The organism is Gordonia aurantiaca, assembly GCF_039939235.1.
Lineage (GTDB): Bacteria > Actinomycetota > Actinomycetes > Mycobacteriales > Mycobacteriaceae > Gordonia.
The window spans coordinates 266521-282017 of sequence record NZ_JBDUUF010000003.1; the positions used below are offsets into that span (position 1 = coordinate 266521).

Genomic DNA, 15497 nt, shown 5'->3' on the forward strand with positions numbered 1-15497 from the left:
CCCGCGACTTCATCCCGGCTGCTGGAGAAGGCCCGGAGCGAGCGGAGGGCCCTCACGAGCCCTCCGGTAGGTTCGCCTCGTGACGACTCCCGATGTTCTGCGGCTCGAATCGGTCGACTTCGTCCGTCAGGGGCGCCCGATCCTGTCCGATGTCCACTGGACCGTCCGCGCCGGCGAGCGCTGGGCCCTCATCGGCCCGAACGGTGCGGGTAAGTCGACGATCCTGAGTCTCTGCGGCGCCCATCAGTTCCCAACGCACGGCAGCGTCGACGTGCTCGGCCACCGGCTCGGCCACGTCGAGATCCGCCGACTGCGTGAGTCGATCGGCCACGTCAACCCGCGCCACCCGCTGCGGTCGCCGCTGACGATCCGCGAGGTCGTACTGACCGGCGCGACCGGTACCACCGAGCTGATGGACCGTCAGAAGCCCGACGCCGAGACGGTCGCCCGGGCGGACGAGCTGATCGAGATGCTCGGGCTGGGTGCGCTCGCAGGGGCGCCGTGGACCCATCTGTCCCAGGGCGAGCGTGGACGGACGCTCATCGCCCGCGCGCTGCTGCCGAACCCGCGGCTCCTGCTGCTCGACGAGCCGTCGACCGGCTTGGACGTCGCTGCGCGCGAACGACTCCTGCACACCGTCGACCGGCTGCACCGGTCCCACCCCGAGCTGGCGACGGTACTGGTCACGCATCACCTCGAGGAGTTGCCCGAGACCACGACGCACGCCTTGCTGGTGTCCGGCGGGCGGGTGCTCGCCGCGGGACCTGCCCACGACGTGCTGACCACCGAGCTCGTCACCCGCTGCTTCGACTACCCGATCGAGATCGAGCATCGGGACGGGCGGTGGTCGGCGCGAGGAGCGTCCTGAAGAACGTTCCCGAACTCAGGATCGCGACTACTCGGGTCACGGCGACTCGGGTTGCGCCGGTCCGGGCGGGGGCCCGTGGCGGCGCGGGGTACGACACCGGTTCCGACCGCGCCGGTTACGACGACGCGGCGAGCGTCCAACCCGCGGCGGCCGCGCGCTGGTTCCAGAACTCGCGGTAGCGGCCACCCCGGGCCAGCAGCTCGCCGTGGGTGCCGATGTCGTCGACGCCACCCCGGTCGTCGAGCACGACGATCTGGTCGGCCGCCACCACCGTCGACAGCTTGTGCGCGATCACGAGCACGGTGCTGCGGTCGGCGAGCCGGCGGATCGACTCGGCGACGTGGGCCTCGTTCTCCGGGTCGAGCGCGCTGGTGGCCTCGTCGAAGAGGACGATCGGCGCGTTCTTCAGCAACGCCCGCGCGATCGAGACACGTTGACGCTCACCGCCGGACAGTGCCGATCCGCCCTCGCCGACGACGGTGTCCCAGCCGTCGGGCAGTCGTTCGACGATGGAGGTGACTCCGGCGGTCTCGGCGGCCGCGCGGATCTCGGCGTCGGAGGCGTCGGGCCGGCCGAGTCTGATGTTCTCCCACAGGGTGTCGTCGAACAGGTAGACGTCCTGGAACACCTGCGACAGCTGACCCATGAGCCGGCCGGTCTCCTGGTCGCGGACGTCGACGCCGCCGACCTTCACCGAGCCGCCGTCGACGTCGAAGAAGCGGGCGATGAGGCGGAAGATCGTGGACTTGCCCGAACCCGACGGGCCGACGAGTGCGGTCATCGTGCCGGGGGCGGCACGAAGTGTCACGTCGCGCAGCACCGGCTTGTCCTTGTCATATCCGAAGGTGACATGCGACAACTCGACGGCGCCGGGCTCGACGATGGGCTTGGGCACGTCCGGCGCAGGCATCCGGTCGGTGTCGAGAACGCCGGTGATGCGGTTGATCTCATCGGTCGACATGCGCAGCGTCGATCCGAGTTCGGCGAGTTCGCCGATCGGACCGAAGAACCGCGCCGCCAGACCGAAGACCGCGATGAGCAGGGCGGGTTCGACGTTGCCGGACACCGCGAGCCACGCGCCGTACGCGAGCACCGCGCTGAACACGACCTGCACCATCAGACCGTTGAGCAGGATGCCGAGGATCGACCGCCACAACATCGACCGGCCCACGCGGGCCTGACGACCCAGCGCCTCGGCGAGCGGGGCGTGCGCGGAGTCGGCGTCGCCGAAGGCACGCAGCACGGCCTGGCAGCGGGCGTACTCGATGACGCGGTTGTTGACCGTCACGGCCTCGGCGCGCTTGCGCCGCTCGGCCTTCGAGAGGAACTTGCTCGAGAGCTTGCCGACGTACATCAGCACGAGGCTGCCGGCCACCATGAGCAGTCCGATCCGCCAGTCGAAGACGCAGATGCCGATGACCACCACAATCGAGCTGACCGTGTTCACCACGACCGGCGTGATGTAGTGCGCGCCGGTGCTTCCCACGAACATGGTGCCCTTGACCGCGATCTGCGAGACCTCGCCGATGCGCTCGCGGGTGAACCAACCGAGCGGCAGCGTGACCATGTGGTCGCCGAGTCGGTGGTGCAGCATGCGCATCGCGTAGAGCGCCATGGTCATGCCCTTGATGGACTGGACGTAGGCACTGACCGCACAGATCGCGACCAGGATTCCCAACGGCCACAACCAGGCCGCGGCACCGGAGCGGTCACCGGTGAGCAGGTTCTCGGCGATCGGGACGAGCGTCAGCATCGCGAGGCCCTGGGCGATGCCGTAGACGAGGACCCAGCCGAGGAAGACGACCATCCGGGCGCGCTCGGAGCCCAGAATCGTGTAGAAACCGCGGATCATCGTGCCACCCCGTTGCTTTCGATCATGCTGTCGTCGCCGCTCGCGCCGCGGGCGATCTTCTCGTCCTGCCGGGTGGTGCCGGCCTCGTAACCGGCCCACATCGTCGAGTACAGACCGCCCTTCGCGAGCAGTTCCTCGTGCCGTCCCTGTTCCACGACGCGTCCGCGGTCGAGCACGACGATGTTGTCGGCGTGCGTGATCGAGCCGAGCCGGTGTGCGATGACCAGGACGGTGCGCCCGACCATGAGGGCGCCGATGGCCTTCTGGATCTCGGCCTCCGACTCGGGGTCGGCGAACGCGGTCGCCTCGTCGAGCACCAGGATCGGGGTGTCGGCGAGAAGTGCCCGCGCGATCGAGACCCGTTGCGCCTCACCGCCGGAGAAGTAGGCGGCGTCACCGACGATCGTGTCGTAGCCGTCGGGCAGGTCCAAGATGCGGTCGTGGATCTGCGCGGCGAGTGCGGCGTGGTAGACCTCCTCGTCGGAGGCCTCCGGGCGGCCGAGCCGGATGTTGTCGCGAACCGACATGGTCAGCAGCTGCACGTCCTGCAGCACGAAGCCGACGTGGCGGTACAACTCCGACGTCGCGATCTCGCGGACGTCGACGCCGCCGATGCGCACCGAACCGGAATCCGGGTCGCCGAAGCGCGGCAGCAGCGTCGCCAGCGTGGACTTGCCGCTGCCCGACGGGCCGACGAGCGCGGTCACGGTGCCCTCGCGCAGGGTCACGCTCACCCCGTCGAGCGCCTTCACACCGGAGGGCACACCGAGGCGCGGCGGGTAGGTGAAGTGGACGTCCTCGATGACCACGTCGTGACCGTTGGGGACCTTGGGGTTCTCGGGGATCGTCAGTTCGGGTTCGGCGAGCAGGTCGGCGATGCGCAGCGCCGCGGCCGACGCCTGCTGGCGGGTGTGCACCGCGGTCGACACGGTCAGCAGCGCGGACGGCAGGACCATCGCGATCAGCGTCGAACCGACCAATTCGATCGGGCTGACCCAGCCGTTGTCGACGAGCCAGTACCCGACACCCAGGTTGACCAGCAGGATGAGCGGCGCGGAGATGAGCACCGTGGTGATGGCCTGGACCCGCAGCATCGGGCCCATGTAGCCGGCGAAGTCGTCGTTGAACTCGTCGGCGGCCTCGATGAACCGCCGGTGCGCCTTACCGGTCTGGCCGAAGGTCTTGACCACTGCCACGCCGTTGATGAACTCGACGATGGTGGCGCTGATGCGCGCGACGCCGCGGTCCATCTTCTCCATCTCCGCGGTGAGGTCGCGGGCCATCCACCAGTACGTCAGCGCGTACAGCGGGACGGTCGCGATGGCGAGCAGACCGAGGCGCCAGTCCAGCACGAAGCAGTAGACCAGGGCGAAGATCGGCGAGAGCACGGCCGCGGCCGCCTCGACCTGGGCGTGTGCGACGAGGTAGTGCAGGTCGGCGACGTCGTTCTGCACGGACTTGCGGACCGCGCCGGAGCTGGTCCGGCTGAACCAGCCGAGCGGAAGCCGTCCGAGCTTGTCGGTGATCCGGATGCGCAGCCGCGCCTGGAGATCGAGGTCGGCGAAGTGGGTGATCGCCAGCGCCAGGAAGCTGAACAGGGCACGCGCCGCGAGTCCGCCGACGACCAGCCACACCACCAGCCAGACGCGGCCGGTGTCGAGCGTGCCGGGCGCCAGCAGCGTGCGGCCGAGTTCGACGATGCCGATGTACGGGACGATCGTCGCGGCCGAGGCGAGGATCTGGACGAGCTGGGCGAGGATGATCCGTCCACGCACCGGGGCGAGGATGTCCGCGAGCGCCGCGGCCTTCGCCTTGGCCTCCGCACGGGCGTTCTCCCGGACGGTCTTCGGATCCTCCGGGGTGCTTGCGGACTCCTGTGTGGGGGTCGGTGTGGCGACGTCTGTTCCGCCGATAGTCATAGGCGAACCTTAGCCGCCCTCACCTGCCGCGAGAAAGGGAACCCTAACCTCGCTCAGCGCGGCAGGATGCCGTCGAGCACGATCGAGAGGTACTGATCGGCGATCTTCTCCACCGACAGCGCGCCGCCCGGGCGGTACCACCGGACCGCCACCCACACGGTGTCCCGCATGAACCGGTACACCAGTTCGACGTCGAGGTCTGGACGGAACTCCCCCTCGTCGACGCCGCGCTGCAGCACCGCGTGCCACAGCTGCCGGAATTCGACGTTCAGCTCGGAGATGTAGGAGAAGCGTTCCTGGCTCGACAGCCGCTTGGCCTCGTCCTGGTAGATCGCGACGGCGTTGCGCTCGGCGTCGATCGATTCGAAGGACGCGATGACGAGGCGACGCAGTGTTTCGGTGGCCGAGAGTCCCGAGGCGGCGATGGCGCGGTATTTCTCGAAGAGGTCGTCGAGGAATCGGCGCAGGATCTCGTCGACCATCGACTCCTTGGAGTCGAAGTGGTGATAGAGACTGCCCGACAGGATGCCGGCGGCGTCGGCGATGTCGCGGACCGTCGTCGAACGCAGTCCGTTCTCGGCGAACATCTGACTCGCGGTGGCGAGCAGCTCGTCACGGCGCGACGAGCTCTTGGCCGCATCGGCGCCGTCGGTCTTGGCACCGGCGGTTCTGGTCTGCCCACGTGGTGACACGCATCCTCCTGAAGAGTCTGCCCATCACCCTAGCAAGCGCTTGGCCGGGTTCGTCGTCATACGAACCCGGCCAAGCGGTCATGCTAGTCGCACATCATGCGCCGAGGCGCTTGCGGACCTTCTTCATCGCGCGGTTGTTGAAGAACTTCCACAGCTTGAGCTGGTTGTCGGTCATCTTGGTGTCCTTGGGCAAGAACGGCGGCGACATCAGGTCGGCGACCGTCATCGGCAGCGTCGAGAACGCGACCGCGCGGGCGTGACTGAAGGTCTCGAAGCCGGTCTTGCCGTGGTAGGCACCCATGCCCGAACGTCCGACCCCGCCGAACGGCAGGTCGCCGCTGAACAGATGGATGGCGAAGTCGTTGCCGTTGATCGAGCCGGAACGCGTGTTGTCGGCGAGCTTCTCGAAGCGGTCGTTGCGGTCGCCGCACCAGTACATGGTCAGCGGGTGCGGATGCGACGAGATGTGGCCGATGACCTCGGTGATCTCGCGGTACGGGTAGACCGTGAGCACCGGGCCGAAGACCTCGTCCTCCTCGATCTTCATGCCGGCCTTCACGCCGGTGAGCAGCGTCGGCGGGATCTTGCGACGCTCGGCGTTCGGCAGCGGCTCACCGCCGGGGATCACCTGACGCTTGGTGGCGCCGAGCTGCTCGGCGTCCTCGATCAGGCCGACGATGCGGTCGTAGTTCTTCTGGTTGATCGTCGACGTGTACTGCTCGTTGTCGAGGATCGTCGGGAACTTCTCGGTCCAGCGGGCGATCACCTTGTCGGTGAACTGACCCAGCTTGGACTCCGGGACGAAGACGTAATCGGGGCACAGGCAGACCTGGCCACCGTTGACCATGCGGGCGTCGGCGAGCATGGTCGCGGCCTTGTCGATGTCGGCGTCGATGTCGACGACGGCCGGGTTCTTGCCGCCGAGCTCGAGGGTGACCGGCACCAGGTTCTTGGCGGCCTCCTGCGCGACCGAGGCGCCGACCTCCGGCGAACCGGTGAAGAACATGTGGTCGACCTTCAGCTTGGCGAAGTCCGAGCCGGAGCCGTGCTTGGAGGTGACGACCGCCAACTCCTCGATGGAGAAATAGTTGGGTGCGTGCTTGGCGATCACGTCGGTGGTGCGCGCGGTGATCGACGACGGACGCATCAGGACGCGGTTGCCGGCGGCGAAGGCCGACCCGGCGGGCACGAAGGTGAGCTGCAGCGGGAAGTTCCAGGGACCCATGATGCCGACGACGCCGAGCGGGTCGTGGCGGACGCTCTGCTTGTAGCCGAGCAGGCCCTGGATCTTGGCGTACTTGGTCTCCTGCATCCACTCCTTGACGCCGCGGCGTTGGTGGGCGAGGTCGATCATGCAGCCCGCCACGTCGGCGGCCAGTGACAGTTCACGCGGACGCGAACCGAAGTCTGCGGCCAGGGCCTCGGCGATCTCGTCGGCGTGATCGAGCAGGAGGGCCGAGAGCCGGGTGATGCGATCGATGCGGGTGTCGGCGTCCGGGATGCCGTCGCGCAGGAACGCGGCACGCTGGATCTCGAGCAGTTCGGTCAGTGTGTGCTCTTCCGACGAGACGCCACGCTTGGCGCTCGCCACCCCGGTGCTGGTGTGCTCAGCAGGCTTGGTCATCGAGATCCCCTCAGTTCGTTCAGTGCTGGAGCTGGGTCTTTGGCGTCGGTTGGAACAAAAAGCTCCGCTTGTCCCACACCATAGTATGCGCCAGATCACACTAGTATGCGCCACGTCACATCGGAATGTGGGTACACCCGTTGTCAGAACCCGGGTGCGACGACCACACACCCCCGCCGAGGACGGGGGTAGCGATACGAACGCGACGAGCCGCGAAGCCCCGGTGGGTCACCGGGTCTTCGCGGCTCGCTCATGTCGCGGTCCGGGGAGCGGTGGTGGTCAGCCCAAACGCTCGACGATCGTGACGTTGGCGGTCCCGCCGCCTTCGCACCGCGGCTGACCGCCGCACCTCAGCCCAAACGCTCGACGATCGTGACGTTGGCGGTCCCGCCGCCTTCGCACCGCGGCTGACCGCCACACCTCAGCCCAAACGCTCGACGATCGTGACGTTGGCGGTCCCGCCGCCTTCGCACATCGTCTGCAGGCCGTAGCGGCCGCCGGTGCGCTCGAGCTCGTTGAGCAGGGTCGCGAACAGCTTGGCGCCGGTCGCGCCGAGCGGGTGGCCGAGGGCGATGGCCCCGCCGTTGGGGTTGACCTTCGCCGGGTCGGCGCCGGTCTCCTTCAGCCAGGCCAGCACGACCGGCGCGAAGGCCTCGTTGATCTCGACGACGTCGATATCGTCGATCGACAGTCCGGTCTTCTCCAGCGCGTACTTCGTGGCCGGGATGGGTGCGGACAGCATCATCACCGGGTCGTCGCCGCGGACCGACATGTGGTGGATACGGGCGCGGGGGGTGAGGTTGTGCTCCTTCAGCGCACGCTCGGAGACGACGAGGGTGGCCGACGATCCGTCGGCGATCTGCGACGCCACCGCGGCGGTCAGGCGCGACCCCTCAGCGAGCACCTGCAGGCCGGCCATCTTCTCCAGCGAGGTCTCGCGCGGGCACTCGTCGACGACGCAGTCGCCGAGCGGGACGTTCTCGTTGTCGAACCTGCCCTCGGCGATGGCGGCACGGGCGCGCTCATGCGACTGCAGCGCCCAGCGCTCCATGTCCTCGCGGCTGATGTCCCACTTCTGGGCCATCATGTCGGCACCGATGAACTGCGAGATCTGCGCGTCGCCGAAGCGTTCCTGCCAGCCCTTGGATTCCGCGGTGGGCGTGGTGAACCCGAACTCCTTGCCGGAGATCATCGCCTGGGAGATCGGGATGGCGCTCATGTTCTGCAGCCCGCCGGCGACGACGATGTCCTGGGTGCCACTCATGACGCCCTGCGCGGCGAAATGGATTGCCTGCTGGCTGGATCCGCACTGACGGTCGACGGTGGTGCCGGGCACCTCGAGCGGCATCCCGGCGGCGAGCCACGCGGTGCGGGCCACGTTGCCGGCCTGGCCGCCGATGGTGTCGAGGCAGCCGAACACGACGTCGTCGACGGCGGCGGGATCGATGCCGGTGCGCTCGATCAGCGCGGAGATGATGTGGGCACCGAGATCAGCCGGGTGCACCTTGGCGAGTGAGCCGTTGCGCTTGCCGACCGGGGTGCGGATCGCGTCGACGATGTAGGCCTGAGGCGTGGACATGGGCGGGACTCCTTGGTGTTCTCTTCGGGAAGGTTCTGGATCGGCGGTCAGGCGCGCTGACTGGAGATCGAGACGACCTCGCCGGTGAGGTAGGTGGTGTAGTCGCTGGCGAGCATCGCGATGGTCGCGGCGACCTCCCACACCTCGGCGGCACGGCCGTAGGCCTCCTTGGAGGCGAGTTCGTCGAGCAGTTCGTCGCTGGTGACCTTGGCGAGGAACGGGTGCTTGGCGATCGACGGGGCGATGGCGTTGATGCGGACCCCGACGTCGGCGGCCTCGAGTGCGGAGCACCGGGTCAGGGCCATCACGCCGGCCTTCGCGGCGGCATAGTGCGCCTGTCCGCGCTGGGCGCGCCAGCCGAGGACCGACGCGTTGTTGACGATCACGCCACCGTGATCGACGGAGCCGAAGTAGCGTAGGGCGGCCCGCGTCGCGCGGAAGGTGCCGGTGAGGGTGATGTCGAGGACGCGGTCCCATTCCTCGTCGGTCATCTCCGCAACCGGCGTCTCGCCACCGAGGCCGGCGTTGTTGACCAGCACGTCGATGCGTCCGAGTTCGGTTGCGGCGTCGGCGATCAGGGCGTCTACCTCGGCGGTGGACTGGACGTTGCACGTGCGCTGGGCGACGGCGCGCTCGGGAAACTCGGCGGCGAGCTTCTCGGCGGCCTCGCCGAGGCGTCGTTCGTGCCAGTCGCTGATGAGGACGTCCGCGCCCTCGAGGAGTGCGCGCCGCGCCGAGGCGAAACCGATGCCGGTGCCGGCGGCCGCGGTGACGACGACCTTCTTGCCCAGCAGCAGGTTGTGGCCGGGGGTTTCGGCAGGCGGCGTCGCGAGCGGTGAGATCACTGTCCGGTCAACTCCGTTCACGTCCGTTGCGGTCATTCAGCGTGCCTCTCGGGGAAGGCCGAGCACTCGCTCGGCGATGATGTTGCGCTGCACCTCGTTCGACCCGCCGTAGATGGTGTCGGCGCGGGTGAACAGGTAGAGCCGTTGCCATTCGTCGAGTTCGACGTGTTCGGGGTCGGAGATGTCGTTGGGTGCGCCCTCGACGGTGGTCGACGGCCCGATGAGCGCGGGCGCGCCGACGACGTCCATCGCGAGCTCTCCGAGGTCGCGATGCCAGTTGGCCCACAACAACTTCGAGACCGACGCCGCGCCGGCCTGGCTGGTGACGTCACCGTCGAGCGTCCGCTGCGCGTGGGCCCGCATGACCTTCAGGCCGATGTCGGCGCGGACGAGGCGCGAAGCGATCTCCGGGTCGTCGACGGCGCCGTTGGACCGCGCGACCTCGGCGAGGTTCTCCAGTTCCCGGGCGAAACCGACCTGCTGGCCCAGGGTCGAGACGCCGCGCTCGAACTGCAGCAGCCCCATCGCGACCTTCCAGCCGTCACCGGGTTCGCCGACGATCAGGTCGGCGTCGGTCTCCGCGTCGTCGAAGAAGACCTCGTTGAATTCCGAGGTGCCGGTGAGCTGTTGGATCGGCCGGACGGTGATCCCGGGTTGGTCGAGGGGCACCAGCAGGAACGACAGGCCGGCGTGCCGCGACGAGCCCTTCTCGGTGCGCGCGAGCACGAACACCCACTGCGCGACGTGGGCCAACGACGTCCAGATCTTCTGGCCGTTGATGATCCACTTGCCGTTCTCGAGGCGGGCGCTGGTCGAGACGCCGGCGAGGTCGGAGCCGGCGCCGGGTTCGGAGTAGCCCTGCGACCACAGCTCCGAGACGTCGACGATGCCCGGCAGGAACCGCTTCTTCTGCTCCTCGGTGCCATAGGCGATGAGCGTCGGCCCGAGCAGCTCCTCACCCAGGTGGTTCACGCGCGCGGGCGCGTTGGCGCGGGCGTATTCGCGATGGAAGATGATGCGCTGTTCGAGCGTCGCGCCGCGGCCGCCGTATTCGGTGGGCCAGCCGATGCAGGTCCAGCCGGCGCGAGCCAGGTGACGGTCCCATTCGAGCCGCTCGGCGAAGAACTCGTGCTCGCTGCCCGGGCCGCCGCGACCCTTGAGGCCCGCGAACTCGCCCGTCAGGTTCTCCTCCAGCCAGGACCGGACCGCGGCGGCGAACTCATCGGCGGCATTCGGCGTGGACTTGGCCCATTCCCCCAGGTCGACGCCGCGATCCGCGAGATTGATCGAGGTCATTTCGCTAGCATAGCCCACCAAGCAAGTGCTAGGTTGGGCACATGGCGCAGACCTCCGTACTCGCGAGTCTCCCCACGATCACGACACCGGCCGCGTTGCACCACGCCGCGCAGAGCTGGCCCGACCGTATCGCCATCGTCGACGGCCAGTGGCACCCTTCGGCACATCCGCACCTGGAATTGACATGGGCGGAGTTCCACGGTTCGGTGCGGGCGTTCGCCGCGGCACTCGTGGCGTCGGGCATCCGGGCCGGTGACCGGGTGGCGATCTGGTCGCCGAACAGCTTCCACTGGCCGATCGCCGCGCTCGGCATCCACTACGCGGGCGCGACGCTGGTGCCGCTCAACACCCGCTACACGACGGGTGAGGCGATCGAGATCATCGAACGGTCCGGCGCGCGCGGGCTCGTCGTGTCCGGGGAGTTCCTGGGCGCCGACCACGCGGCACAGCTGTTCGACGAACACCGCGACCGCCTGCCCGGCCTCGTCGTGCGGGTTCCGCTCACCTCCCGCGGGGCGCCGGTCCCCGACGGCGCGATCGACTGGCACGACTTCCTCGAACGCGAGACCGCCGACGCGCTCGCCGAGGCCGATCGTCGGGCCGGCTCCGTCTCCCCCGACGACATCTCCGACATCCTGTTCACCTCGGGCACCACCGGAAAGTCCAAGGGAGTCCTGGCCACCCACCGGCAGACGTTGTCCGGCGCGCATGCGTGGGGCTCCAACGGCGGCCTGCACCCCGGCGACCGGTATCTGATGGTCAACCCGTACTTCCACACCTTCGGATACAAGGCCGGAATCCTGCCGTCGGTGCTGTTCGGTGTGACCATGCTGCCGCTCGCGGTGTACTCGCCGGAGCAGGCGATGAAGCTCGTCTCCGACGAACGCGCGACGATCTTCCCCGGCGCGCCGACGATCTTCCAGACCATCCTCGACGACCCGAAGCGCTCCGAATACGACCTGTCGACGCTGCGTCTGGTTGTCACCGGCGCGTCGATCGTGCCGGTCGTGCTCGTCGAACGCCTGCAGTCCGAGCTCGGCGTCGAGACCGTGATCACCGCGTACGGGCTCACCGAGGCCAGCGGTTTCGTGTCGACCTGCACCCCCGATGACGATGACGAGACCGTCGCCAACACGTGCGGGCGCGCCTTCGAGGGCATGGAGATCAAGCTGGCGGACAACGGCGAGGTCCTGGCGCGCGGCGACATGGTGATGGTCGGGTACCTCGACGACCCGGAGGCCACCGCCGCCACCATCGACACCGACGGCTGGCTGCACACCGGCGACATCGGGACCATCGACGAGAACGGCAATCTCAAGATCACCGACCGCCTGAAGGACATGTACATCTGCGGCGGTTTCAACGTGTACCCCGCCGAGGTCGAGCAGACCCTCGCCCGGCTGGACGGCGTCACCGAGTCGGCGGTCGTCGGGGTGCCCGACGAGCGGTTGGGCGAGGTCGGGCGCGCGTACATCACCGTCCGCGACGGCGTCGACCTCACCGAGGAGAAGGTCATCGCCTTCGCCAAGGAGCACCTGGCGAACTTCAAGGTCCCACGGTCGGTGGTGTTCGTGGATTCGTTCCCGCGCAACGCATCCGGGAAGATCCTCAAGCGCGAACTCACCCACGGGATTTCGTAGAGATAGTGGGCGCTATGCCCCCTTCTTCTCTACCGATCGGAGACGGAGGGCGTTGCGGATCTGTGCGAGCACCGAGTCGGGCCGGTGGGTCAGGTCGCGCCAGGTGAATCGGAGGACGATCCACCCGTTCGCGACGAGCACGTTCTGCCGGGTGCGGTCGTTCTGAAACGCCTTGGCGTCACTGTGAAATGCCATGCCGTCGATCTCGATTGCGACCTTCGCCGCCTCGAACGCGATGTCGAGGAGGTATCCGCACGCGTGCACGTTGTTCGCCCAACCCGTGAGCTCGGACGAGCGAAGCAGGGTCACCGTCCTGCGCTCTGCCTCCGACCGCGCACCCGACGACATCGCCTCGAGCATCGCGCGGGCCCGGGGAGATCCTCGACGCCCGGCGTTGCGTCGTTGCACCGCGTCGAGGTCGGCGATCGTGACCTGCTTGGTGAGCAGGGCCGAATCCATCACCTTGACACCGAGGTCCACCGCGGCGTCGAGCACGGTCAGCTCACGACCGGTGACGGCGAGGCCGTCCACCTCGGTGAGGTCTCGGCGGTCCACGGTCCGGTGCCATACCCTGGCGCCGTCGATGGGGTCTCCGTGGCGTCCGCGCGGCGCGATGACCGACACGATCTTCGGCGGATCGGTCACGAACCCGTGCCACCAGGCCGCCGAGCCGCTCCCGAGTGCGGCACCGGGGCCCGCGCGCAGGACGGCGATCCGGGCGGACATGCGCGGGTCGACGAGTCGGTCTGCGACACGGAGGACACCGCGGGCGACGCGCACCCACTCGCCCTTGGCGACCCGGTGACGGACGGCGTCGGCGGTGACACCGCACTCACGCAGCTGGGCGGTGGTGAAGACCCCGTCGTGGGCGGCGATCATCGTCCGCAGATCTTCGGGCATGCACCTTCAGACGCACACGGTCGCCGAGAGGTTCCGTGACGGCGATCCGTAGAGAACAAGGGGACATGGCGTCGACTATTTCTACGGATCGCCGGCGGTCAGGTACGGGGCTTCACCAACGGGAACAGGATGGTCTCACGGATGCCGAGGCCGGTCAGCGCCATCAGCAGGCGGTCGATGCCCATGCCGGTGCCCGTGGTCGGGGGCATTCCGTACTCCATCGCGGTGAGGAACTCCTCGTCGAGGACCATCGCCTCGTCGTCGCCGGCGGCGGCGAGCCGGGCCTGGTCGACGAAGCGCTCACGCTGGATGACCGGGTCGACGAGCTCGGAGTAGCCGGTGGCCAGCTCGAAGCCGCGGACGTAGAGGTCCCACTTCTCGACGACGCCCTTGACCGACCGGTGCGAGCGCACCAGCGGCGAGGTCTCGACCGGGAAGTCGCGGACGAACACCGGCGCGGAGAGCTTCTCGCCGACCATGTGCTCCCACAGCTCCTCGACGAGCTTGCCGTGGCCGTAGCCCTTGTCCTTCGGGACCTCGAGGCCGACGCGCCCGGCGATCGCGAGCAGCTCCTCGACGGTGGTCTCGCCCGGGTTGCCGACGGGCACGATCTCCTCGCCGAGCGCCTCCGACAGCGACGGGTACATCTCCAGCGAGGACCACTCGCCGGACAGGTCGTAGGTCGAGCCGTCGGGCATGGTCGGCTCGAGGGTGCCGAGCGCGGCCTGCGAGACCTCCTGCACGAGTTCGCGGATCATCACCGCCGAATCGTCGTAGGTGCCGTAGGCCTGGTAGGTCTCGAGCATCGCGAACTCGGGCGAGTGGGTGGAATCCGCGCCCTCGTTGCGGAAGTTGCGGTTGATCTCGAAGACGCGCTCGATGCCGCCGACGACGCAGCGCTTGAGGAACAGCTCCGGCGCGATGCGCAGGTAGAGGTCCATGTCGAACGCGTTGGAATGGGTGACGAACGGGCGTGCGGCGGCGCCGCCGTGGATCGTCTGCAGCATCGGGGTCTCGACCTCGAGGAAGCCGCGACGGGCGAGAGCCGCACGCAGCTCGGCGATGACCGTGATGCGGGTGCGCGCGATCTTGCGGGCCTCGGGACGCATGATGAGGTCGACGTAGCGCTGGCGGACGCGCGTCTCCTCGTTCAGCTCCTTGTGGGCGACCGGCAAGGGGCGCAGCGCCTTCGACGCCATCTGCCAGTCGTCGGCCATCACCGACAGCTCGCCGGTGCGGGAGCTGATGACCTCGCCGGAGACGTAGACGATGTCGCCGAGGTCCACCTCGGCCTTCCAGCGGGCGAGGGACTCCTCGCCGACGCCGTTGAGGCTGACCATCGCCTGCAGCTGGGTTCCGTCGCCCTCCTGGAGGGTCGCGAAGCACAGCTTTCCCTTGTTGCGCAGGAAGATGACGCGCCCGGCGACGCCGACGTGCCGACCGGTCTCGGTGCCGGCCTCGAGGTCGGGGTAGGCCTCGCGGATCTCGCGCAGGCTGTGGGTGCGCGGGATCGAGACCGGGTACGCCTCGCGACCTTCGGCCAGGATGCGCTCGCGCTTCTCGCGGCGGATGCGCATCTGTTCGGGGGTCTGGTCGGCGTCCGCGTTCTTCTCGGCCGCCGCGGCGGCGCTGGTCGGGCTGTCACTCACCCCTCGAACACTATCGGGGCCGGTCACCGACCCCCAAACCGCCGTACGGGCTGTGACGGCGACGACAGCGAAATGGATGACGACGGGATCGGGCCGCTCACTCCTCGTGCGCGGACACCATCGCGAGTTCGTCGGGGTTGATGCGGCCGTTGACCCCCGCCTCACGCATGCGGCGATGACCGCCGACGACGAACACCGCACCGTGGATGCCGCGGGCCTGCAGGTGCCAGGCGAGCCACTCGGCCTCGTGGCCGTCCTCGCTGACGAGGATCCAGCGGGAGTCCTCGCGCGCGATGCGCAGCGACTGGTCGGTGCCGGGGGTGAGTCGGTCGAGCACCGAGGCCGCGTCGATGGCCAACGCCCCGAACAGCGCGCCGTCGATCCGGCGCCGGCGGTGCGACCGCACGTCGACCGGGATGGCACCCGCCGCGACGGCCTGATCGTATTCGCCGACCTGCAACGACAGCGGGGCACGCGGCGCAGGGGCGACGGTGGGCTCGGTGGCGGCGAAGACGGTGCCGGACGAAACGGGAGAAAGAACCGAAGCGGTCATGGTGAGGGATTCCTCGAGGTGATCGATGACGAGCAGGGAGCGCGAAGGAGGGCTACCGCAGATTGCGGAACTAGCCCTGA

Annotated in this window: 12 protein-coding genes; 2 read left to right on the forward strand and 10 right to left on the reverse strand. The window is 68.6% G+C overall.

What is annotated here, in order from left to right; genetic code table 11:
• Positions 1-79 precede the first annotated feature (79 nt).
• Positions 80-868, forward strand: coding sequence for an ABC transporter ATP-binding protein (locus ABFT43_RS08615; protein WP_131734069.1), 789 nt, complete (start codon positions 80-82; stop codon positions 866-868).
• Positions 869-983: 115 nt separating this feature from the next.
• On the opposite strand, the gene ABFT43_RS08620 is transcribed toward ABFT43_RS08615, so the two are convergent.
• The 7 genes from ABFT43_RS08620 to ABFT43_RS08650 all read right to left on the reverse strand — a co-directional run bounded on the left by ABFT43_RS08620 (position 984) and on the right by ABFT43_RS08650 (position 10675).
• Positions 984-2720, reverse strand: a complete 1737-nt coding sequence (locus ABFT43_RS08620) for an ABC transporter ATP-binding protein (RefSeq protein WP_347959951.1) — start codon at positions 2718-2720, stop codon at positions 984-986.
• Positions 2717-4639: an ABC transporter ATP-binding protein gene (locus ABFT43_RS08625; RefSeq protein ID WP_347959952.1), complete on the reverse strand. Its 1923-nt coding sequence runs from the start codon at positions 4637-4639 to the stop codon at positions 2717-2719. Before ABFT43_RS08625 ends, ABFT43_RS08620 begins: the two co-directional genes overlap by 4 nt.
• 53 nt (positions 4640-4692) lie before the next feature.
• Positions 4693-5331, reverse strand: a complete 639-nt coding sequence (locus ABFT43_RS08630) for a TetR/AcrR family transcriptional regulator (RefSeq protein ID WP_347959953.1) — start codon at positions 5329-5331, stop codon at positions 4693-4695.
• Between the two features lie 94 nt (positions 5332-5425).
• Entirely contained in the window at positions 5426-6955 is a 1530-nt protein-coding gene (locus ABFT43_RS08635; protein WP_347959954.1) for an aldehyde dehydrogenase family protein, read from the reverse strand.
• 421 nt (positions 6956-7376) lie between these two features.
• Positions 7377-8534, reverse strand: coding sequence for an acetyl-CoA C-acetyltransferase (locus ABFT43_RS08640; RefSeq protein ID WP_347959955.1), 1158 nt, complete (start codon positions 8532-8534; stop codon positions 7377-7379).
• A gap of 47 nt (positions 8535-8581) precedes the next feature.
• Entirely contained in the window at positions 8582-9415 is an 834-nt protein-coding gene (locus tag ABFT43_RS08645) for an SDR family oxidoreductase (protein ID WP_347959956.1), read from the reverse strand.
• Complete coding sequence (locus ABFT43_RS08650) at positions 9416-10675, reverse strand: acyl-CoA dehydrogenase family protein (RefSeq protein ID WP_347959957.1); 1260 nt, start codon at positions 10673-10675, stop codon at positions 9416-9418.
• 41 nt (positions 10676-10716) lie between these two features.
• Here ABFT43_RS08650 and ABFT43_RS08655 point away from each other — a divergent pair, with 41 nt between their 5' ends.
• Positions 10717-12315, forward strand: a complete 1599-nt coding sequence (locus tag ABFT43_RS08655) for a FadD3 family acyl-CoA ligase (protein WP_347959958.1) — start codon at positions 10717-10719, stop codon at positions 12313-12315.
• A gap of 12 nt (positions 12316-12327) precedes the next feature.
• On the opposite strand, the gene ABFT43_RS08660 is transcribed toward ABFT43_RS08655, so the two are convergent.
• The 3 genes from ABFT43_RS08660 to ABFT43_RS08670 form a co-directional block, all read right to left on the reverse strand.
• Positions 12328-13215 carry a type IV toxin-antitoxin system AbiEi family antitoxin domain-containing protein gene (locus ABFT43_RS08660; protein WP_347959959.1) on the reverse strand — a complete coding sequence of 296 codons (888 nt, stop codon included), beginning with the start codon at positions 13213-13215 and terminating at the stop codon, positions 12328-12330.
• Positions 13216-13313: 98 nt separating this feature from the next.
• A complete protein-coding gene (gene lysS / locus ABFT43_RS08665; RefSeq protein ID WP_347959960.1) occupies positions 13314-14891 on the reverse strand; it encodes a lysine--tRNA ligase in 1578 nt (525 codons plus the stop codon).
• 70 nt (positions 14892-14961) lie between these two features.
• Complete coding sequence (locus tag ABFT43_RS08670; RefSeq protein WP_347959961.1) at positions 14962-15417, reverse strand: rhodanese-like domain-containing protein; 456 nt, start codon at positions 15415-15417, stop codon at positions 14962-14964.
• Between the last annotated feature and the right edge of the window lie 80 nt (positions 15418-15497).